This is a genomic window from Parabacteroides sp. merdae-related_45_40, assembly GCF_001915675.1.
In genome coordinates, this window is record NZ_MNQY01000108.1 from 1 (window position 1) to 19173 (window position 19173).

A 19173-nucleotide genomic window follows, 5' to 3' on the forward strand; every position below is an offset into this window, starting at 1 on the left:
CCGATGCAAAACCTCTCAAATATATTCCCCAATACCTGGTCTGTAGTGACTTCTCCGACGATATCTGAGAGGTGGAAGATACATTCTCTTAAGTCTTGGGAGATGAAATCTCCGGAAAGATTGGCGGATAAACCTTCCTGGACACGGTGGATGGATTCGAGGGCGTGGGTTAGGGCTTCGTAATGACGGATATTAGTGACGATGACGTCGTTTGAGGACAAAGAGGGAATATGAGCAGCTTGGATCAGAAGATCCTGCAACTTGTCGATATGCTCTCTTTTCTTAGCCGAGATGAAGATCGATTGCACGTTTTCGGGAAGGTCGGTCGGTTTAAACTGGCGATCGGTGAGCAGGTCGGCTTTGTTGAAAACGAGGATCAGCTGTTTACCTTCCGAGCGAGGTAGTATCTTTTCGGATAATTGGGCGATCTGCAAAGAAGCATCGGCTGCATCTATCATCCAAAGGACAATGTCTGCTTGGTCAAGCTTCTGGAAAGTCCGTTCGATACCGATACTTTCGATCGCATCGTGCGTTTCGCGGATGCCGGCGGTGTCGATGAAACGGAAAGTGATCCCTCCGATGTTGATCGTGTCTTCGATGACGTCACGGGTTGTACCGTGGATGTCGCTGACAATCGCTTTGTCTTCATTCAGCAGGACGTTCAGTAGAGTCGATTTTCCGGCATTTGTCTCACCTATGATCGCTACAGGAATGCCATTCTTGATCGCGTTTCCTACACTGAAAGAGTTGGCCAGACGCGATATGACTGTTTCGATATGGGCCGCCAATGTGCTGAGTTCGCTACGGTCGGCGAACTCCAACTCCTCGTGGTCGCTGAAATCCAGTTCCAGTTCCATCAAAGAAGTGATATGCAAAAGTTGTTCGCGCAAGTTCTTTAATTCATGGCTGAAACCACCGCGCATCTGGTTTAATGCCAAGCGGTGTTGACCGGCTGAGGTCGAGGCGATCAAGTCAGCGACCGCCTCGGCTTGGCTCAGGTCCATCTTGCCGTTCATGAAAGCACGTTGCGTATATTCGCCGGGGAGGGCGGAGCGGCAACCTCTTTCAATCAAAAGTTGCATGATTTGTTGCTGGATGTAGACGGAACCGTGGCAGGTAATTTCTACCGTGTCTTCGCCGGTAAAAGAATGAGGTGCGCGGAAAAGGGCGATCAGCACCTCGTCTATGAGCTCTTCACCACGCCTGATACTACCGTAACGCAGTGTATAGGCTTTCTGTGACAGCAGGCCTTTTCCTGCTGTACGCGGTACGAATATCGTGTTGCAGATTGCGATTGCTTCCGGTCCGGAGATGCGGATGACGGCAATCCCCCCGGCTCCGGGGGCAGTTGATACGGCGCAGATAGTATCTTCCATTAGTCTATACAGTTATTAATTCATATTTCTGTGTTCCAAGACCAATCTTTTCAGCATGTTCCAGTCCTGCTTGCCAGTTCGTGTCGGGGTGCATGAGGTGGAATTTGTCGCAACCTTCCAGATGTTCGTGATGCGGAGCGTCTGAAAGGCGGTTACCAGTCTCCAGGATCGGGGCCTTGATCACCATATCGGCACAAGCCTTGTCTAATGCGACCGGATCAAAAGAAGCGGCGATGCCCAGATCTGGCACAATTGCTGCATCATTGTGGTTCCAACAATCACATTCAGGTGAGACATTCATGATAAAGCTGATGTGGAAATTCGGCTTGCCGGACAAGACAGCTTTGGTATATTCGGCGATCTTGTAGTTTAAACGTTCAGACGTGTCGCCTTCACCTATGACGGCTCCGTCGTATTGGCAAAGAGCTACGCACTGGCCACAACCGACACATTTTCCGTAGTCGATTTCTGCTTTATGGAAAGCATTCAAATGAATGGCATCGTGGCGGCAATGCTTGACGCATATATTGCAACCCTTGCAACTTTCGATGTCGATTCTGGGTTGCGATGCCGAGTGAAGTTCAAGTTTTCCACCTACGCTGGCGCATCCCATGCCGAGGTTCTTCAAAGCGCCGCCGAATCCGGTCTGCTCGTGTCCTTTGAAGTGGTTCATAGAAATAATGATATCTGCATCGGCAATAGCGGAACCGATTTTGGGAGCTTTACAATATTCACCGTCGATTTCGATTTCACGGTATTCGGTCCCTTTCAGGCCGTCGGCGATAATCACATCGCATTTGGCGGAAATGGGGTTGAAACCGTTTTCCATAGCACTTTCCAGATGGTCTACTGCATTGGCGCGACGGCCAGAGTACAAGGTGTTGCAATCTGTCAGGAAAGGCTTCGCCCCTAAGTTGCGAAGCAACGTGGCCATCCGGGCTGCATAGTTTGGCCGGATAAAGGCCAGGTTACCAGGTTCGCCGAAGTGGATCTTGATCGCTACAAACTGATTCTGGAAATCAATGTTTGCTATGCCCGCACGTTTTACGAGACGTTCCATCTTGTCCAACAAGTTACTGGACGGGGTCGTACGGAGATTGGTAAAGTAAACTTTAGACGTTTCCATTTGTTTATTGGTTTTTATAGGGACAAAGGTACGAAAAAAACTATTCTTCCTGTAAGTTGTTGGTTTTGTAGATTGGCTTTTATATATTATTTTTGTGTCAAATCAGTTATACTATGGACATGTTTTGGTTAAACCATGAGCAGTTACTTAAAGGCGTAAATCTGGGTTTCCAGCGTTACTTATCCCGACAGGTCAAGTGGGACAGGAGGCTGATCGGTATCTTTGGAGCGAAAGGGGTGGGAAAAACAACGCTTTTGTTGCAGCGTATCAAATTGGCTTATGGCGATTCTCATGAAGCCCTGTATTTGCCTCTCGATAATATATGGTTTCAGGAACGGTGCATGTTGTCCGAAACGGTCAGGCAATTTTATGAAGAGGGGGGCAGGCATCTTTTTCTAGATAATGTCCATCGATATGGTAGCTGGGTACAGGCGATAGAGTGTTTACACGACGATTATCCTGATATGCAGATAGTGTTTGCTGCACCTTTGCTGGTTGAAGGAGAGAAGACGGAGATGCCTTTTGACGGGAAAGGCGATTGGTATACGTTGCATACCATGTCGTTCCGTGAATATTTGTCCTATGAAGGTGCGCTAGATCTCAAACCGGTCCCATTGGACGAACTTTTGCTTAACCATGCGGAAGTGACGCAACAGGTGATGGATGAAGTAAACATAGTCCCCATTTTCCGGAATTATCTGGAACATGGTTGCTATCCTTTTTATTGGGAAGATCCGGATGCCTTCAACTTCCGTTTGCAGGATTTGGTGCGAGATTCGATCGATGTGGACCTTCCCGCCATTCGACAGATGAATAATGCCATGTTCCGGAAGATGAAACAATTGCTGATTCAACTTGCCCAAGAAGCTCCGGAATTTCCCCGCATGCAGGCTTTGACATCCAAATATGAGGCGGATAATACACATATACACCGGTTATTGGGTTATATAAAAGAGATAGGGGTGCTCCGCATTCTACAAGTCAGAAAAGAAGACGGCACGCTGGCCCGTTCGTATCGCTCTTTCCTGGCGAACACGAATCTGATGGCAAGTCTTTTCCGGGAGATGGAGCGGGTTTACGTGGGTGAGACGTTTTTCGTCGATCAGATGTCTAATTGCGGGACTGTGGAGCTTTTGCATAATGGAGATTATCGTGTGAATGAAAAGTACACGTTCATGATCGGTGATCCGTTGATGGATTATGAGCGTATCAAGAATGTGGAAAATGCGTTTGCCGCTATACACGGACAGCCTAAAAGTGTAGGAAACAAAATACCTGTCTGGGCACTCGGTCTTTGTTATTGATTGATTTTGTCATCAACTAAATATGTAAGCTATGTTGGAAAATATGAAAAACAGACGGACGATCCGTAAATATACGACTCAGGACATTCCGGATGCTTTGTTGAATGAATTGCTGGAGGTTGCTGCCCGTGCATCCAATACGGGGAATATGCAACTGTATAGTGTGGTCATTACCCGCGATAAGGCAAATAAGGAAAAGTTGGCTCCTGCCCATTTCAATCAGCCGATGATTACGGCGGCTCCGGTCGTGCTCACCTTCTGTGCCGATGCTAACCGTTTTGTAAAATGGGCGGAGCTGCGCGATGCAGTGGCCGGTTTCGATAATTTCCAGACTTTTATCGCTTCGACTATCGATGCGATGCTGTTTGCCCAAAGTTTCTGTACGGCAGCAGAGGAAAAAGGATTGGGAATCTGCTATTTGGGAACGACGGCTTATAACGCAGATAAGATTATCGATGCCTTGTCGCTTCCACGCTTGGTTGTCCCTATCGTGACAGTCACGGTCGGCTATCCCGACGGAATGCCTGAACAGGTGGAACGCTTGCCACTCGGAGCGGTGGTTCACCAGGAGGTTTATACGGATTATACGTCAGCTTCTATCGATGCCTTATACCACGATAAGGAAGAGTTGGAAGTAAATAAACAATTTGTACGGGAGAATGATAAGAAAACATTGGCCCAGGTATTTACGGATGTACGTTATACGAAGGCCAACAATGAATATTTCTCCGACGTATTATTGAAAGTCTTGAAAGGGCAAGGCTTTTTGTAACCCTATGCGTTGTGGTTGCTAACCCTATGCTTTAACCTGCGTAACCCATAGGGTTAGCAACTGTAATGCATAGCTTTCTTTTAGATCCGGTCCAATACCGTTTCGATCAGGCCGGTCATGGAACCTTTGTATTCGGTATTCATGTCTTGGGCTACCCGACCGGCAATGATGCAGCACACGGTCATGGCACGATGTCCCATCAAGGCGGACAGTCCGGCGAGGGACGAACTTTCCATTTCGAAGTTGGTAATCCGGCTATCGTTGAACTCGAAAGCTTCTATTTTACGGTTCAGTTCCGGATCGGCGAGCGGCAAGCGGAGCTTGCGGCCTTGCGGACCGTAGAAGCCGTTGGCTGCAATCGTTACTCCCCGGATAATATCGTCTTGTGTGATCTGCTTGACCAGGGATGGATCGGCGGAAACGACATAGGGCTGGATACCGCTTAGCTTCCATTTCAATTGTCTCATCAGTTCTGATTCGAAAGCCTTGTCGCGCACTTTCTCGGAGTCGGCATAAAAATACAGAACTCCGTCGAACCCGATTGATTTTCCTGCTGCCACATAGGTCCCGACAGGAACAAACGGTTGCAATCCTCCTGAAGTGCCGACACGTACCATTGTCAGTTGCCGAAATATCGGTTTGATGGTACGAGAAGCAAAGTCGATGTTTGCCAAAGCGTCCAGTTCATTCAGGACGATGTCGATATTGTCGGTTCCGATGCCGTGTGAAAGTGTTGTGATGCGCTTCCCTTTGTAAGTGCCGGTGATGGTATGGAATTCACGGCTCGACACTTCACATTCTTTCGTATCGAAGTAGGAAGCGACGGTGTTTACGCGATCGGGGTCGCCGACCATGATGATCTTGTCGGCGAGCTGTTCCGGTTTCAGATGCAGGTGAAAGCAACTGCCATCGGGATTAATGATAAGTTCGGAAGGTGCGATCATTTGATTTTAGGTTTATGATTTCAGGTTTATGATTTCAGATTTATGATTTATGTGTTGATGATAAATCATAAATCTGAAATCATAAATCCTTGTTAGTCTTTTAATGGTTTCGAAGGTGCATTTGACGGTTTGGCGATTGCCTCACGCATGCTGGTATCTGCTTCGATATTCTTCATCTTATAATAGTCCATGATACCCAAATTGCCATTACGGAAAGCTTCAGCCATGGCCTTGGGAACTTCGGCTTCGGCTTCGATAACCTTCGCACGGGCTTCCTGTGCTTTGGCTTTCATCTCCTGTTCGACGGCAACGGCCATGGCACGGCGTTCTTCAGCTTTTGCCTGGGCGATATTCTTGTCGGCTTGAGCCTGGTCCATTTGCAGATAAGCTCCGATGTTCTTGCCTATGTCGATATCAGCGATGTCGATGGACAAGATTTCAAATGCAGTCCCTGCATCCAGACCTTTGCGGAGAACCAGCTTGGAGATGGAATCCGGATTTTCCAGCACGCTTTTATGATTTTCAGATGAACCGATAGAGGATACGATACCTTCGCCGACACGGGCCAGAATCGTTTCTTCGCCGGCACCTCCGACTAATTGCTTGATGTTGGCACGAACCGTCACACGTGCTTTGGCGATCAGCTGGATACCGTCTTTAGCGACGGCTGTAACGGGAGGTGTGTCGATGACTTTCGGGTTGACCGACATTTGCACGGCTTCAAATACATCACGTCCTGCCAGGTCGATAGCGGTTGCCATCTGGAAAGGAAGGTCAATATTCGCTTTCGATGCGGAAACGAGGGCATGGACAACCTTTTCGACATGTCCGCCTGCCAGGTAGTGTGCTTCCAGTTCGTCACGGGTTAGCGTTTTCAGACCTGCTTTGTGGGCTTCGATCATGGCGCGGGTGATGACATAAGGCGGCACGTTACGGATACGCATCAGGAAGAGCTGTATCAGTGAGATGTTGACACCTGAAACTTTTGCCGAGATCCACAGAAGGAACGGCACATAATAAAAGAAAATTACCAGCAGCAATATCGCTGCTCCCAAAAGGGCGAGGGGTACAAAGGTCATTTCCATGTGAGTAGAATTATGATTTATGAATTATGATTTATTTTTCAATTTTTAATTTTCACGATTACATTGTAGCCATCGACGCGTATTACCTCGACCGGCGTGTTTTCATCAATCAGCTCGTCCATCGATTTGGCTTCTACGGTGATCCCGTTAATGCGGGCCTTCCCGATTGGGGCGAGGCGTGAAAGTGTCAACCCTTCGTCGCCCGGCACGATTCCCAAGTCGCGGCTGGATACCAGCTTGGAATCGATGTCGGTTTTCAAAGCCACCCGGTTGAAGGATTTGGAACGCAACAACCAGACGAAAGAGGCCGCGAACACAAGCAATGATATCGCCAACGTTACATTTCCCACCGGCGTACTGACCGAATAGGCATAGAACAGGCCACCGGCAGCAAAAAGGAATCCTCCGACACCGGCAACTGTGATACCCGGTAACATAAATATTTCCAGCAGGATAAGCACAATGGCTACAACCATTAGGAAGGCGATAATAAGCGTTTCGAATATCATAGAGACTTGTTTTATCGTTTGTTTTTCAGATAATTGATTTCGGCATTACGAGCTTTCTTCTCCAACTCGCCGGGCTGTTCCAACAAGGCGTTCAGTTGCTCTTCTGCTTGCAGGATGGTTGGCTTCAGTTGCTCTTTGCGGGCCTTGTTGCCTTCGGCGTAAGAGACGCGCAGGCCGTCGAGTTTTTCATTCAGCTCTTTGATCTGTTTGTTCAAGGCAACCACCTTTTCGTAGTAGCCCTTAGCTTCGGGGCTATTGATGTCATCCAGTTTGTAATAGACAATATTATTACCGATGATAAATTCAAAATCCTTTTCGATCTTTTTCTCTCCATAAGGTATTTCTGTGTGCGACAGACGAATCAGGTCGGCATAGTCGGAACTTTCTTTCCAGGAATCTCGGATAGCAGTGATCGCTGCACGGGCGCGTTTCACTTCTATGTCTTCGCTCTCCACCCGTTTATGCTCTGGATTCGGGATGAAGAGATAGACACAGGCTTTTCCTTCCGGCTGGAAACGATCGGATACAAACCATCCCAATCCTTTCACTTCATCGAAGACCATCATATAATCATTGTAGGGCGAATTGAACGGCATGCCCAACTGCTCTGGAGCCAGATAAGTGTCGGAATTGATGTTGTAGCGGGTGACGAAGAGGTCATAACCGCCAATCGAACCGTTCCCTTTGGAAGAATAATAGATCGTGGCGCCATCGGAAAGGACGAACGGGTAGTTGTCATCGTCATTGCTGTTGATGTTCATCGGTAATTGTTTCTCGTCCCCCCATTCGTCCATAAGCATGGACTGGGTAAAAAGGCAATAACGGTCGCCGTCTGTCGAATGAGCATAGTAAATCTTGTCGCCTTTCTGGTTCTTGTAGACGGTCGAGCTCACTGGCTCGTTTGTCTGGAAAAAATCTTTGTAGGAATCAAGTGTGCCGCTTTCTTCGCTTAGGATATAGGCGGAAAGGAAATCGTCTTTGTCCACGACCAAGCTATCTATGATCTGAACATCTTCCACCTTTTCCATCATGCGTTGTGCATTGTTTGCCAAGTCGAGCTTGGTTTCGAACGATTGCGGATCCTGCTTTTTCTTTGCCAGCAGGTTGATATATTCTTCCAGCATTTCTCCGGCTTCGTCGAAACGATAGGTCTTGTAGTAGACTTCGGACATATAACGGTATGCTTCTTGTACTTTGCGTTTGACAGCTACTTTCAAATGCTTTTCCGCACCGGTCAGATCACCGGTCTCGTAGCAGCAGACACCATACCAATGATTATAGGAGGAATTGCTTGGCGCTTGTTTGACCAGCTTTTCAAAGGCAGGTTTGGCTTCCGCGTACTTACCTTCATTGTATAATTTTTTTGCTTCAGCCAGACTTTGTGCGTGCAGCCCGCCGCAGAGTAACGTGATTCCTATTGTGTAAAACAGTTTATTAGATAACCAATTCATTGATTTATGATTTATGATTTTGATTTTAGATTTATAATCCATAAATCTAAAATCATTACTTTTGTGTCCGATTACAAAAATAGGAATTAAAATCAAGAATCAAAACCCTTATTTTTTTATTCTTAATTTTTAATTCTTAATTAATAAAGTATGGCAAAGTTGACAGAAGAGGAACTCCTGTTTCGTAAAGTAGAAGAGAAAGTCAAGAAGGCGATATTCGAATATGGTCTGATTGTGGATGGTGACCGTATATTGATCGGATTGTCGGGGGGAAAAGATTCGTTGGCGTTGGTGGACTTGCTCGGACGCCGTTCCAAGATATTCCGGCCTCGGTTCGAGGTGATCGTGACGCATATCGTGATGTCAAATATCCCTTATCGTTCGGATATTGACTACCTGAAAAGCCGGGCAGATGAGCACGGCCTTTCCTTTTTCGTGCATGAGACGAGCTTCGACGCTTCGACCGATACCCGCAAGTCTCCTTGTTTCCTTTGTTCTTGGACGCGGCGGAAAGCCTTGTTCGATATTGCAAAGAGGCATGGTTGCAACAAGATTGCCCTCGGGCATCATCAGGACGATATTCTCGAAACCCTTCTGATGAACATGATCCACCAGGGAGCGATCGGAACGATGCCACCGCGCCTAAAGATGGATAAGTTCGATATGGAGATTATCCGCCCCATGTGTCTGGTGGAGGAGAAAGATTTGACCCGGATTGCTGTGTGGAGAGGATATCGGAAACAGATCAAGAATTGCCCGTACGAATCCGGCTCCAGCCGTTCGGATATGAAGGAGGTACTGTCGCGTCTAGAGGCGATCAACCCTGAGGCGCGCTATAGCCTTTGGAGCAGTATGTCGAATATTCAGGAGGACTATCTTCCTAAAATCATAAATCATAAATCATAAATCATCTCATGCAAGGATTTTATACTATTCTGTTATTGGTCGCATCCAATATCTTTATGACGTGTGCTTGGTACGGACATTTGAAGATGAAGCAGCAGTTCAGTTGGTTCGAGCATCTGCCGTTGATCGGTGTTGTCTTGTTCAGCTGGTTTTTAGCGTTTTTTGAATATTGTTTTCAAGTCCCGGCAAACCGGATGGGTTTCCGTGATAATGGCGGGCCTTTTAACCTGATCCAATTGAAGGTGATCCAGGAGGTGATTACGCTGGTTGTCTTTGTCGGTTTTAGTTCGATTGCCTTCAAAGGCGAATCGTTTAAGTGGAACCATGCGCTGGCTTTCCTGTTTCTGGTGGCGGCAGTTTATCTTGTGTTTAAGAAATAAGATTTTAGTATCACTTCAAATCAGGACGAGACAGTGATAGAGAAGTTTGGGATTAGTGATAGGGTAAAAAACGTCCTGTGTCACAAGCGGGTGTTGAGGGTGGCGTCTAAATAGCACAGTATCGCCTCCTTTTCATCCGGATGGAACCATCGGATGTCGGTATCCCGTTTGAACCAGGTCATTTGTTTGCGAGCGTAAACACGAGAGTTGCGTTTTATCTTTTCAATGGCGAAATCTAATGTCCATTCGCCATCCAGGTATTTGAACAGCTCTTTGTAGCCGACAGTGTTGAGGGAGTTCAATTTGCGGAAAGGATAAACGCGGCGTGCTTCTTCCAGCATGCCGTCGGCCATCATTTGGTCTACGCGGCGGTTGATGCGATCGTAAAGTTCTTCACGGTCGCGGGTAAGTCCTATCTGGATGATCCGGAACGGCCGTTCTTTTCGGGTGTTGGTACGGAAGGAGGAATAGGGTTTGCCGGTCATGCGGCAGATTTCAACGGCATGGATTACGCGTTTGTAGTTGTTTCTATCTACTTCATTATAATGTATAGGGTCTGTTTCCTTTAACTCGGCAAGGATAGGGGAGAGACCCTCTTCTTCAAATTGCTTGTAGATGGCGGTTCGGATTTCGGGGGTGACGGTGGGGATATCGTCGATCCCTTTTGTGACGGCATCGATATACATCATGCTACCACCTGTCATAACGACAGTCGGATGTGTCTGGTGGAGTTCCCTGAGTAGAGACATCACATCTTCCTCGAAACTGCTTGCGCTGTAATAATCGGTGAGTGACAATGTGCCGACCATATAATGGCGTACACGTGCCATCTGTTCAACCGTAGGAGCGGCTGTGCCTATCGGAAGGTCTTTGTAAAGCTGACGGGAGTCGGAAGAAATGATCGGAGAACCGAAATGCTCTGCTACACGCAGACTCAGTTCTGTCTTGCCGACTCCTGTCGGCCCCAATAATATGACAAGAGAGTTCATTAATCAAAAGCGCTCGTCGTCGTATGGGTTATCCATCGGTCCGTCGCCAAGCCCGTCGAAACCTTCTTTATCGAGTTCGTCGATATCGTATTCGGAATCGCCGTAGAAATCTTCACCTATTTCGGTGTTACCTGTTTTGGCGTCCATTTCGTCGAACGACATGATCTGAACAGGTGCTTCGCCGATAGATTTGCTGCATACGGCTTTGTCCAGATCTTTGCCTGGGATGATTTCACGGAGTTCCATGAAGAAAGCGCGTTCAGTCATATAATCGAAGACAAAAAGCAACTTCTGGTGTTCGTCTTCCAGAAGCTCTTCCAGACGTGTATCTTCCATTATATAATTGTCTACTTCGGAAGAAGTATCCATTTCAACCAATGTGATTTCCGTATTCTTGCTCCAGTCATCATCACAGATGAAGAAAGAACACATCTGGTCTTTTGTATACCCTACAGAATCCATAATGGCATTGTACAAATCCAGAAATGTTGCTTCTGAGTCGATCTTGATCTCACGTTTGAAGTCGTCAACTTCATCTGATAGAATTAAAAATCTAAATACCATAGTCGTTATTAGTTTTTTGTTGGTTCAAAAGTAGTAAAAAAAACAATGTGGCAATAAAATAATGTGCCAATATACCCCATAAAATTCATTCTTTCATTGGTACATTGGCACATTTTCAAATTGGCATATTATTTATTCATCGATCGAACCTCTGACGATACCGCGCTGGGATGATTTGATGAAGTTCAGAATCAGATCCCGTTCTTCACTAGGTTCGTATTCGGTTTCGATGGCTTTCAGGGCTTCCGTATTGTTGAGGCCGCGTGTATAAAGCGTACGGTAGATATCTTGGATCAAGAATACTTGGCTGTTGGTAAATCCGCGACGGCGTAATCCTACGATATTGATACCACAGTACACGATCGGATCACGTCCGATCAGGGTATAAGGAGGAATATCTTTGCCGATCCGGGAACCGCCTTGTATCATGACGTGCTTGGATATACGGGAGAACTGGTGAACCAGGCTACCACCGCTAACGATGGCGAAGTCGTCGATCTCTACTTCTCCGGCTATCTGTGAAGCATTGCCGATAATGATATTATCTTTCAGCAAGCAATCATGGGCAATATGGGAATAGGCCATAATCAGGCAATTGTTGCCGACAACGGTTTTGCCTTTGGAGGCTGTTCCGCGATTGACGGTCACGCATTCGCGGAGAATGGTGTTGTTTCCGATTTCGGCAGTTGTAATTTCTCCTTTAAATTTCAGGTCTTGAGGGATACCGGCAATAACGGCTCCGGGAAATATCTGGCAATTATTGCCGATCCGGGCACCGTCTAAAATAGTCGCGTGCGAATAGATACGACAGTTGTCACCGATCACGACATCTTTTTCGATTACAGCGAAAGGGTCGACTGTTGTATTCTGACCGATTTTAGCTTCGGGATGAACGACTGCTAAAGGGGATATGTTCATAATGATTTATGATTTATTATTTATGATTTCAGATGTATGGTTTATCGTATCATGTCGTTACCATAAGTCATACATCTGAAATCATAAATCATTGATTTATTTATTCTTTACGATTTGTGCCATAAATTCGGCTTCGCTAACGAGCTTATCGCCTACGAATACATATCCTTTCATGGTTGAAATACCACGACGGATGGGAGCCAGCAACTCCAAACGGAGGATCAGCGTATCGCCCGGAACGACTTTCTGGCGGAACTTAACGCCGTCGATCTTCATGAAATAAGTGGAATAGCGTTCCGGTTCGTCTACCGAATTCAGAACGAGCAATCCACCGGTCTGGGCCATCGCTTCAACTTGCAGTACGCCCGGCATAACCGGTTCCTGGGGAAAATGACCTGTAAAGAAAGGTTCGTTGCTCGTGATGTTTTTCACACCTACGATATAGTTACCGCCGATTTCGATGATCTTGTCAACCAACAGGAACGGGTAACGATGCGGGAGCAGTTCGCGGATACGGTTGATATCCATTACCGGAGTGCTGTTCGGATCATAGACGGGAGCCTGAACTTCGTTCTGTTTGATGTCCTTGCGGATCATGCGTGCCAACTGGTTGTTGATCTTATGTCCCGGACGGGTAGCGATTACGCGGCCCCGGATCGGTTTGCCGATCAATGCCAGGTCACCGATCACATCGATCAGCTTGTGGCGTGCCGGCTCGTTGTCGAATACCAGCGGTTTATTGTTGATGTAGCCCAGGTCTTGTACGTCCTTATGCGGGATAGACAGCTTGTCGGCAAGATTGTCGAGCACCTCCTGCGATACTTTTTGGTCATAGATGACGATCGCATTGTCGAGGTCACCACCTTTGATCAGGTTATTCTGCAACAACATCTCTACTTCGCGGACAAACACGAATGTGCGGGAAGCAGCCAATTCTGTCGGGAATTCACTCAGGTCGTTCAGCGTGGCGAACTGGTTGGAAAGCACAGACGAATTGAAGGAAATCAAAACATTGACGCTAAACTTGTCGTCCGGCAGGATAATGAGGGAAGAACCAGTTTCTTCATCCTTGACTTCGATCTTATGCTTTACGATATAGTAATCTTTCGGTGCGTTTTGCTCCACGACACCGGCTTTCTGAATCTCTTCACTGAAAAAACGGGAACTGCCGTCGAGAATCGGGAATTCGGGTGCATTCACCTCTATCAGGCAGTTATCTATTTCGTAGGCATATAAAGCTGCCATCGCATGTTCAATGGTGCTTACTTGGATTCCGTTTTTGGAAAGTACGGTTCCTCTCTGGGTCCCGGCTACGTTTTCAGCAACGGCATCGATTACAGGTTCTCCTTCCAGGTCAACACGTTTGATTTTATATCCATGATTTTCGGGTGCAGGGTGGAAAGTAATCTGGATATCCAAGCCTGTATGCAACCCTTTTCCTTGCATAGAGAAACTCGTGGCAAGCGTCTTCTGTTTCTGCATACGATCTATATGATTTATGATTTATAATTTATGATTTGTTCATTGGCCATTGTGCGCATTGTCAATAGCCGATTTTAGTCGTTCTATCTCACGTTGCATCTGTCCCATCTGGCGATACATATCCGGCAGGCGGTTGAAGATTGCGCTGGAACGCATAAACGCCTTTGCGTTGATAGCCGGAGCACCTAACAGGGTTGCCGGTTCTTTTACATCGCTGATCACGCCGCATTGTGCACCGAATACCACATGGTCCGCCACATGGATATGTCCGGATAACCCGGCTTGGCCTCCGAACATGCAATGGCTGCCGATCTTTACGGAACCCGCAATGCCCACCTGGGCTGCCATGACCGTGTTTTCGCCGACTTCCACGTTGTGAGCAATTTGTACCAGATTGTCCAGTTTGACACCCCGACGGATGATGGTCGAGTCCATAACGGCACGGTCTATCGTGGTATTGGCCCCGATTTCGACATCGTCTTCCAGTACGACATTACCCAACTGGGGGATCTTCTTGTAGTTATCGCCTTCTGGAGCGAAACCGAAACCGTCCGACCCGATCACGCTTCCGGCATGCAGAATGCAGTTGTTGCCGATTACGCAGCCGTTGTAGATGGTCGCGTGCGGATAGACCGTACAGTTATCGCCAATGGTCACATGGTCGCCGATATAAGCGTGCGGATAAATGCGGCTGTTCTTGCCGATCTTCACGTCTTCGCCGATGTAGGCGAAGTTGCCGACATAACATCCTTCGCCGACCGTTGCCGAACCGGCGATGAACGCCGTAGCGTCTATACCCGCTTTTTTGACATTGGCCTGTTCCACCATATTCAACAGTATGGCGAGCGAAGCATAAGCATTGGCAACCTTGACCAATGTGGCTTTTACCGGTTCGGCGGGAGTGAAATCATTGTTTACTAAAACAATGCTTGCTTCAGTTTGGTAGATAAAATGTTCATATTTGGGGTTTGCCAGAAAGGTCAATGTCCCCGGTTTACCTTCTTCTATCTTTGAGAAGTTGTTGACTTTCACTTCAGGATCGCCTTCGACGGTTCCACCTAAAACGCTCGCTATTTGTTGGGCTGAAAACTCCATTACTTAATCTTATTATATGTATTTCAAATGCAACTGCCCGGACTTGCTTCAAGGCAGTTTGCAAAAATGGTGAAAATTATTGGGATAGCCTATGCTTTACAGGGAATAATTCCTTTATCATGCAGATATCCTGCCATTTCGCGTTGTACGGCTTGGGCTGCTTCACGCGCTGCGGCGGCAAAATTCTCCGTTTTGTCTGCATATATGATAGCACGGGAAGAGTTTACCAGTAATCCGCACTGGTCGTTCATGCCGTACTGAGCCACTTCGGCGAGGCTTCCGCCCTGTGCGCCTACGCCCGGAACCAGCAGGAAGTGGTTGGGAGCGTGTTTGCGGATATCCAGGAACATTTTTCCCTGGGTAGCGCCTACCACATACATCATCTGTTCGTCTGTAGCCCAATCCTGCGACTTTTTCAATACCTTTTCGAACAGCCGTTCGCCGTTGGCATCTTCCGTCAACTGGAAATCGTGCGAGCCTTTGTTGGAGGTCAGTGCCAGCAGGATCACCCAGGCTTCCTGATAGATCAGGAACGGTTTCACGCTGTCTTCACCCATATACGGAGCGACCGTTACGGCATCCACCTTGATATGGTCGAAGAAAGAACGTGCATACATTTCGGAAGTGTTTCCGATGTCCCCGCGCTTTGCATCTGCAATGATAAACTGGTCGGGATAGTTTTCACGCAAGTAAGCGACAGTCTTTTCGAACGACAGCATCCCTTTTACGCCTAAACTTTCATAGAAGGCCAGGTTCGGTTTATAAGCCACGCAGTAATCGGCTGTCGCGTCGATAATCGCTTTGTTGAATGCGAAGATCGGATCTTCTTCTGACAATAGATGCTGCGGGATCTTCTTTATATCTGTATCGAGCCCCACGCAAAGGAAGGACTGCTTCTTCTTGATGTTTTCGAATAATTGCTGCTTGTTCATGTTGTTACGTGTAAAAAATTAGTCTAAAAATGATGTTATAGTTCAGACTCTTTCAGTCGTTCAGCGTTCTCGGCCACGATCAGTTGATCGAGGCATCCTTGTATATCCCCATCCATAAAGGCTGAAAGATTATAAATCGTGTAGTTGATGCGATGGTCGGTGATGCGTCCCTGCGGATAATTGTAGGTACGGATCTTCGCCGAGCGGTCGCCGGTGGAAACCATCGTCTTACGTTTGTTAGCAATGTCATCCAGATATTTCTGGTGTTCCTTGTCATATATAAACGAACGCAGGCGCGTGAGGGCGCGTTCCTTGTTCTTCGGCTGGTCGCGCGTTTCGGTACATTCGATCAGGATTTCTTCGCTTACGCCTGTATTCGGGTTCTTCCAGACATAGCGCAGGCGGACGCCTGACTCGACCTTGTTTACGTTCTGCCCTCCGGCTCCACCCGAACGGAACGTGTCCCATTTGATTTCGCCTTCGTTGATTTCCACGTCAAATTCGTCTGCTTCGGGGAGGACGGCAACGGTTGCTGCCGATGTATGCACGCGTCCTTGTGTTTCGGTAGCCGGCACGCGTTGTACGCGATGTACCCCCGATTCGTATTTAAGGGTCCCGTACACCTTTTCTCCGCTCACGGTAAAGATGATTTCCTTGAAACCGCCGGCCGCTCCTTCACTACAACTGGACAGGGCCACTTTCCAGCCTTTCATCTCGCAATACTTCACGTACATGCGATACAGGTCTCCGGCAAAGAGTGCGGCTTCGTCACCGCCCGTTCCGCCACGTATTTCGACAATGGCGTTTTTGTCGTCCTGCGGGTCGGCCGGTACGAGGAGCAGCTTGATCTCCTCTTCCAGTTCCGGAATGCGCGCTTCGCAGGCAGCCGCTTCTTCGCGGGCTATTTCTCTCATCTCCGGATCGGTTTCGGCCATCATCAGGCGGGCCTCTTCCAAGCCGTTGAGACATTGCATATATTCCTTACGGGCTTTTATGATTTCGTTCAGCTCCTTATATTCTTTCGTGAGCTTGACGTATCTTTTCTGGTCAGCGATGACGTTCGGGTCCGTGATGAGTGTCGATACCTCTTCGAAGCGCGATACCAATCCGTCCAGTTTCTCTAATAGCGTGTTATTCTCAGCCATATATGAACTCACCGAACTCGCTTTTAATAATCAGTTCCTTCTTGTCGCTTTCTTCTACACGGCCGACAACTTGTGCGTCGATATTGAATGATTTGCTGATGGCAATCACTTCTTCCGCATGCTCAGGAGAAAGGTAGACTTCCAGGCGATGTCCCATATTGAACACTTTGTACATCTCGTCCCAGGCCGTACCGCTCTGTTCCTTGATCGTCTTGAACAGTGGGGGAACGGGGAACATATTGTCCTTGACCACACGGCAATTGTTTCCGATGAAGTGCATTACCTTGGTCTGTGCGCCGCCTGAGCAGTGTACCATACCATGGATATTCGGGCGCAAGGCATCCAATAGTTTTTTGACTACCGGCGCATAGGTCCGCGTGGGAGAAAGCACCAGCTTGCCTGCGTTCAGCGGCGATCCCTCTACAGGGTCGGTCAGCTTCAAGCCACCGCTGTAAACCAGTTCGTCGGGGACAGCCTTGTCGAAGCTTTCCGGATATTTTTCTGCCAGGTATTTGGCAAAAACGTCGTGGCGCGCACTGGTTAGCCCGTTGCTGCCCATGCCTCCGTTATATTCTTTCTCGTAAGTGGCCTGTCCGAAAGAAGCCAGCCCGACGATCACGTCGCCCGGACGGATGTTCGCATTGTCGATCACGTCGGCACGTTTCATGCGGCAGGTAACCGTGCTGTCGACGATGATGGTACGGACCAGGTCGCCTACATCGGCCGTTTCGCCGCCTGTAGCATAGCATCCGACTCCCATTTCGCGAAGTTCGGCCAGCAGTTCGTCAGTCCCGTTGATGATGGCGGAGATCACTTCACCCGGAATCAGCAGCTTGTTGCGTCCGATGGTGGAGGAAACCAATATGTTATCTACGGCGCCCACGCACAGCAGGTCGTCGATATTCATTATCAAAGCATCTTGCGCGATACCTTTCCATACGGACAAGTCTCCGGTTTCTTTCCAGTACATATAAGCCAAAGATGACTTGGTTCCGGCTCCGTCGGCATGCATGATGTTGCAATATTCAGGATCGCCTCCCAGAATGTCGGGAATGATCTTACAGAATGCTTGGGGAAAGATTCCCTTGTCGATGTTCTTTATTGCGTTGTGAACATCTTCTTTCGAAGCGGATACACCGCGTAGATTATAACGTTGGTCACTCATTGTTTTTGTGAATTTGTCTGCAAAGATACTATTTTTTGTCTTACTTATCTAAGTTTTAGCACATCTCCTTCTTCCGGAATATAATCTTTGTGCTTTTTATTCATCTTATATAAGCTCTTGATCTGTATTCCGTATTTCTGTGCGATGCTGTGCATGGATTCGCCTACCTGTACGACATGGTCATAATTCGGCTTGTCTGCTTTCTTCTTTTTCTTTTCCAGGTAAACGATGTCATTTTTCTGTAACGGAAAATCTTCCGGCACCTCGTTGTATTTCTTCAGGTCTTTTACCCGGAAGCCGAGACTGGCGGCTATGTCGTCGAAGCTGTCTTTGCCGTTGGAATAGACATACAGCAGGCCGTTTGTACGGTAGACTGTATAGCGGGAGATGTGTGCCGGTTGCTTGTCTGACTTTTTACGGCCTTTTGCCGTGTCATACCGGTACAGGTCATAATCTTCGATCAGCTTGATCAGCCGGTTGGCGTAGGCTCGGTCTGTTGCGTATCCGCATTTTTGCAAACCTCTTGCCCAACCTTTATAGTCGGTTATTTTCAGTTTGAACAGAGAGGCATAACGGGGACGGTCGACCAGAAAACGGGCGTGGTCTTCGTAAGACTGTTCCGGATTCTTATATTTGCGGAAACATTCTCCGCGCAGGTCATCGTCGTGATAGACACGCCCACCCCTCCAGTCGGAATGACATTTGATGCCGAAGTGGTTGTTCGATTTGCGTGCCAGCTCGCTTCGCCCGGCTCCCGACTCCAATAACCCTTGTGCAAGCGTGATACTTGCAGGGATACGGTACTTTTTTTGATGCTGGATCGCTAAACTGCTGTATTGTTTGATATACTTTTCGTATGCCGGCACTTTCCGTTGGCTGGCTCCGAGTGCCGTTCCGGTAACGGACAGCACCAACAACAGGGAAAGGATTCGTAATGTTAATCGCATGACTGATTCGTTGTATGTAATTATATTTAACGGCAAAGATAATTAATTTGTTTTACATCATTGTCATAGTCTTGTGGCGGGGG

General features: G+C 47.7%; 19 protein-coding genes. 4 read left to right on the forward strand and 15 right to left on the reverse strand.

The genetic code is table 11. From position 1 onward, the window contains the following. The coding region (gene mnmE / locus BHV83_RS12625) for a tRNA uridine-5-carboxymethylaminomethyl(34) synthesis GTPase MnmE (protein ID WP_286757584.1) at window positions 1-1376 on the reverse strand (1376 nt) is incomplete at its 3' end. A gap of 4 nt (window positions 1377-1380) precedes the next feature. Continuing rightward, a complete protein-coding gene (locus tag BHV83_RS12630; protein WP_122206151.1) occupies window positions 1381-2502 on the reverse strand; it encodes a DUF362 domain-containing protein in 1122 nt (373 codons plus the stop codon). A 113-nt stretch (window positions 2503-2615) separates the two neighbouring features. Here BHV83_RS12630 and BHV83_RS12635 point away from each other — a divergent pair, with 113 nt between their 5' ends. Together BHV83_RS12635 and BHV83_RS12640 are read left to right on the forward strand one after the other, a co-directional pair. Next, the gene (locus BHV83_RS12635; protein WP_005635901.1) at window positions 2616-3806 is read left to right on the forward strand and encodes an AAA family ATPase; all 1191 of its coding nucleotides are present in this window, start codon (window positions 2616-2618) and stop codon (window positions 3804-3806) included. A 31-nt stretch (window positions 3807-3837) separates the two neighbouring features. After that, the gene (locus tag BHV83_RS12640) at window positions 3838-4578 is read left to right on the forward strand and encodes a nitroreductase family protein (protein WP_005635903.1); all 741 of its coding nucleotides are present in this window, start codon (window positions 3838-3840) and stop codon (window positions 4576-4578) included. 80 nt (window positions 4579-4658) lie between these two features. Here BHV83_RS12640 and BHV83_RS12645 read toward each other — a convergent pair whose 3' ends face one another. From BHV83_RS12645 to BHV83_RS12660, 4 genes are all read right to left on the reverse strand, one after another. Continuing rightward, on the reverse strand, window positions 4659-5522 hold the full coding sequence (locus BHV83_RS12645) for a nucleoside phosphorylase (RefSeq protein ID WP_122206152.1): 864 nt from the start codon (window positions 5520-5522) through the stop codon (window positions 4659-4661). Window positions 5523-5614: 92 nt separating this feature from the next. Further along, a complete protein-coding gene (gene floA / locus BHV83_RS12650; protein ID WP_005635906.1) occupies window positions 5615-6607 on the reverse strand; it encodes a flotillin-like protein FloA in 993 nt (330 codons plus the stop codon). A 38-nt stretch (window positions 6608-6645) separates the two neighbouring features. Continuing rightward, window positions 6646-7116 carry an NfeD family protein gene (locus BHV83_RS12655; RefSeq protein WP_005646290.1) on the reverse strand — a complete coding sequence of 157 codons (471 nt, stop codon included), beginning with the start codon at window positions 7114-7116 and terminating at the stop codon, window positions 6646-6648. Between the two features lie 11 nt (window positions 7117-7127). Further along, window positions 7128-8567, reverse strand: coding sequence for a tetratricopeptide repeat protein (locus BHV83_RS12660; RefSeq protein WP_046452363.1), 1440 nt, complete (start codon window positions 8565-8567; stop codon window positions 7128-7130). 150 nt (window positions 8568-8717) lie between these two features. Between BHV83_RS12660 and BHV83_RS12665 the strand changes: the two genes are divergently transcribed. Both BHV83_RS12665 and BHV83_RS12670 read left to right on the forward strand, forming a co-directional pair. Beyond that, complete coding sequence (locus BHV83_RS12665; protein ID WP_005635915.1) at window positions 8718-9473, forward strand: tRNA 2-thiocytidine biosynthesis TtcA family protein; 756 nt, start codon at window positions 8718-8720, stop codon at window positions 9471-9473. An 8-nt stretch (window positions 9474-9481) separates the two neighbouring features. Next, window positions 9482-9853 (forward strand): DMT family protein, encoded by a 372-nt coding sequence (locus BHV83_RS12670; protein WP_005635919.1) that lies wholly within the window; start codon window positions 9482-9484, stop codon window positions 9851-9853. 80 nt (window positions 9854-9933) lie between these two features. Here BHV83_RS12670 and miaA read toward each other — a convergent pair whose 3' ends face one another. The 9 genes from miaA to BHV83_RS12715 form a co-directional block, all read right to left on the reverse strand. After that, window positions 9934-10842: a tRNA (adenosine(37)-N6)-dimethylallyltransferase MiaA gene (miaA, locus tag BHV83_RS12675; protein ID WP_005635920.1), complete on the reverse strand. Its 909-nt coding sequence runs from the start codon at window positions 10840-10842 to the stop codon at window positions 9934-9936. A gap of 3 nt (window positions 10843-10845) precedes the next feature. Beyond that, a complete protein-coding gene (locus tag BHV83_RS12680; RefSeq protein WP_005635922.1) occupies window positions 10846-11406 on the reverse strand; it encodes an IS1096 element passenger TnpR family protein in 561 nt (186 codons plus the stop codon). Between the two features lie 132 nt (window positions 11407-11538). After that, window positions 11539-12324 carry an acyl-ACP--UDP-N-acetylglucosamine O-acyltransferase gene (gene lpxA / locus BHV83_RS12685; RefSeq protein WP_122206153.1) on the reverse strand — a complete coding sequence of 262 codons (786 nt, stop codon included), beginning with the start codon at window positions 12322-12324 and terminating at the stop codon, window positions 11539-11541. 96 nt (window positions 12325-12420) lie between these two features. Next, a complete protein-coding gene (locus BHV83_RS12690; protein WP_005635929.1) occupies window positions 12421-13806 on the reverse strand; it encodes a bifunctional UDP-3-O-[3-hydroxymyristoyl] N-acetylglucosamine deacetylase/3-hydroxyacyl-ACP dehydratase in 1386 nt (461 codons plus the stop codon). 39 nt (window positions 13807-13845) lie between these two features. Further along, window positions 13846-14901 carry a UDP-3-O-(3-hydroxymyristoyl)glucosamine N-acyltransferase gene (gene lpxD, locus BHV83_RS12695; protein WP_122206154.1) on the reverse strand — a complete coding sequence of 352 codons (1056 nt, stop codon included), beginning with the start codon at window positions 14899-14901 and terminating at the stop codon, window positions 13846-13848. A gap of 89 nt (window positions 14902-14990) precedes the next feature. Continuing rightward, window positions 14991-15833 carry an orotidine-5'-phosphate decarboxylase gene (gene pyrF, locus BHV83_RS12700; protein ID WP_005635931.1) on the reverse strand — a complete coding sequence of 281 codons (843 nt, stop codon included), beginning with the start codon at window positions 15831-15833 and terminating at the stop codon, window positions 14991-14993. 35 nt (window positions 15834-15868) lie between these two features. Then, window positions 15869-16978, reverse strand: a complete 1110-nt coding sequence (gene prfA / locus BHV83_RS12705; protein ID WP_005635933.1) for a peptide chain release factor 1 — start codon at window positions 16976-16978, stop codon at window positions 15869-15871. Then, window positions 16971-18143 carry an AIR synthase-related protein gene (locus BHV83_RS12710; RefSeq protein ID WP_005635935.1) on the reverse strand — a complete coding sequence of 391 codons (1173 nt, stop codon included), beginning with the start codon at window positions 18141-18143 and terminating at the stop codon, window positions 16971-16973. Before BHV83_RS12710 ends, prfA begins: the two co-directional genes overlap by 8 nt. A 44-nt stretch (window positions 18144-18187) precedes the next feature. Then, window positions 18188-19090 (reverse strand): glucosaminidase domain-containing protein, encoded by a 903-nt coding sequence (locus BHV83_RS12715; RefSeq protein ID WP_005646305.1) that lies wholly within the window; start codon window positions 19088-19090, stop codon window positions 18188-18190. Between the last annotated feature and the right edge of the window lie 83 nt (window positions 19091-19173).

Bases quoted from the DNA above. Each gene is read 5' to 3' on its own strand.
- lpxA (WP_122206153.1), bottom strand. From the start codon at position 12,324: ATGAACATATCCCCTTTAGCAGTCGTTCATCCCGAAGCTAAAATCGGT.
- BHV83_RS12630 (WP_122206151.1), bottom strand. From the start codon at position 2,502: ATGGAAACGTCTAAAGTTTACTTTACCAATCTCCGTACGACCCCGTCC.
- pyrF (WP_005635931.1), bottom strand. From the start codon at position 15,833: ATGAACAAGCAGCAATTATTCGAAAACATCAAGAAGAAGCAGTCCTTC.
- prfA (WP_005635933.1), bottom strand. From the start codon at position 16,978: ATGGCTGAGAATAACACGCTATTAGAGAAACTGGACGGATTGGTATCG.
- floA (WP_005635906.1), bottom strand. From the start codon at position 6,607: ATGGAAATGACCTTTGTACCCCTCGCCCTTTTGGGAGCAGCGATATTG.
- BHV83_RS12715 (WP_005646305.1), bottom strand. From the start codon at position 19,090: ATGCGATTAACATTACGAATCCTTTCCCTGTTGTTGGTGCTGTCCGTT.
- BHV83_RS12690 (WP_005635929.1), bottom strand. From the start codon at position 13,806: ATGCAGAAACAGAAGACGCTTGCCACGAGTTTCTCTATGCAAGGAAAA.
- BHV83_RS12660 (WP_046452363.1), bottom strand. From the start codon at position 8,567: ATGAATTGGTTATCTAATAAACTGTTTTACACAATAGGAATCACGTTA.
- BHV83_RS12640 (WP_005635903.1), top strand. From the start codon at position 3,838: ATGTTGGAAAATATGAAAAACAGACGGACGATCCGTAAATATACGACT.
- BHV83_RS12635 (WP_005635901.1), top strand. From the start codon at position 2,616: ATGGACATGTTTTGGTTAAACCATGAGCAGTTACTTAAAGGCGTAAAT.
- BHV83_RS12655 (WP_005646290.1), bottom strand. From the start codon at position 7,116: ATGATATTCGAAACGCTTATTATCGCCTTCCTAATGGTTGTAGCCATT.
- BHV83_RS12670 (WP_005635919.1), top strand. From the start codon at position 9,482: ATGCAAGGATTTTATACTATTCTGTTATTGGTCGCATCCAATATCTTT.
- BHV83_RS12680 (WP_005635922.1), bottom strand. From the start codon at position 11,406: ATGGTATTTAGATTTTTAATTCTATCAGATGAAGTTGACGACTTCAAA.
- miaA (WP_005635920.1), bottom strand. From the start codon at position 10,842: ATGAACTCTCTTGTCATATTATTGGGGCCGACAGGAGTCGGCAAGACA.
- BHV83_RS12645 (WP_122206152.1), bottom strand. From the start codon at position 5,522: ATGATCGCACCTTCCGAACTTATCATTAATCCCGATGGCAGTTGCTTT.
- lpxD (WP_122206154.1), bottom strand. From the start codon at position 14,901: ATGGAGTTTTCAGCCCAACAAATAGCGAGCGTTTTAGGTGGAACCGTC.
- BHV83_RS12710 (WP_005635935.1), bottom strand. From the start codon at position 18,143: ATGAGTGACCAACGTTATAATCTACGCGGTGTATCCGCTTCGAAAGAA.
- BHV83_RS12665 (WP_005635915.1), top strand. From the start codon at position 8,718: ATGGCAAAGTTGACAGAAGAGGAACTCCTGTTTCGTAAAGTAGAAGAG.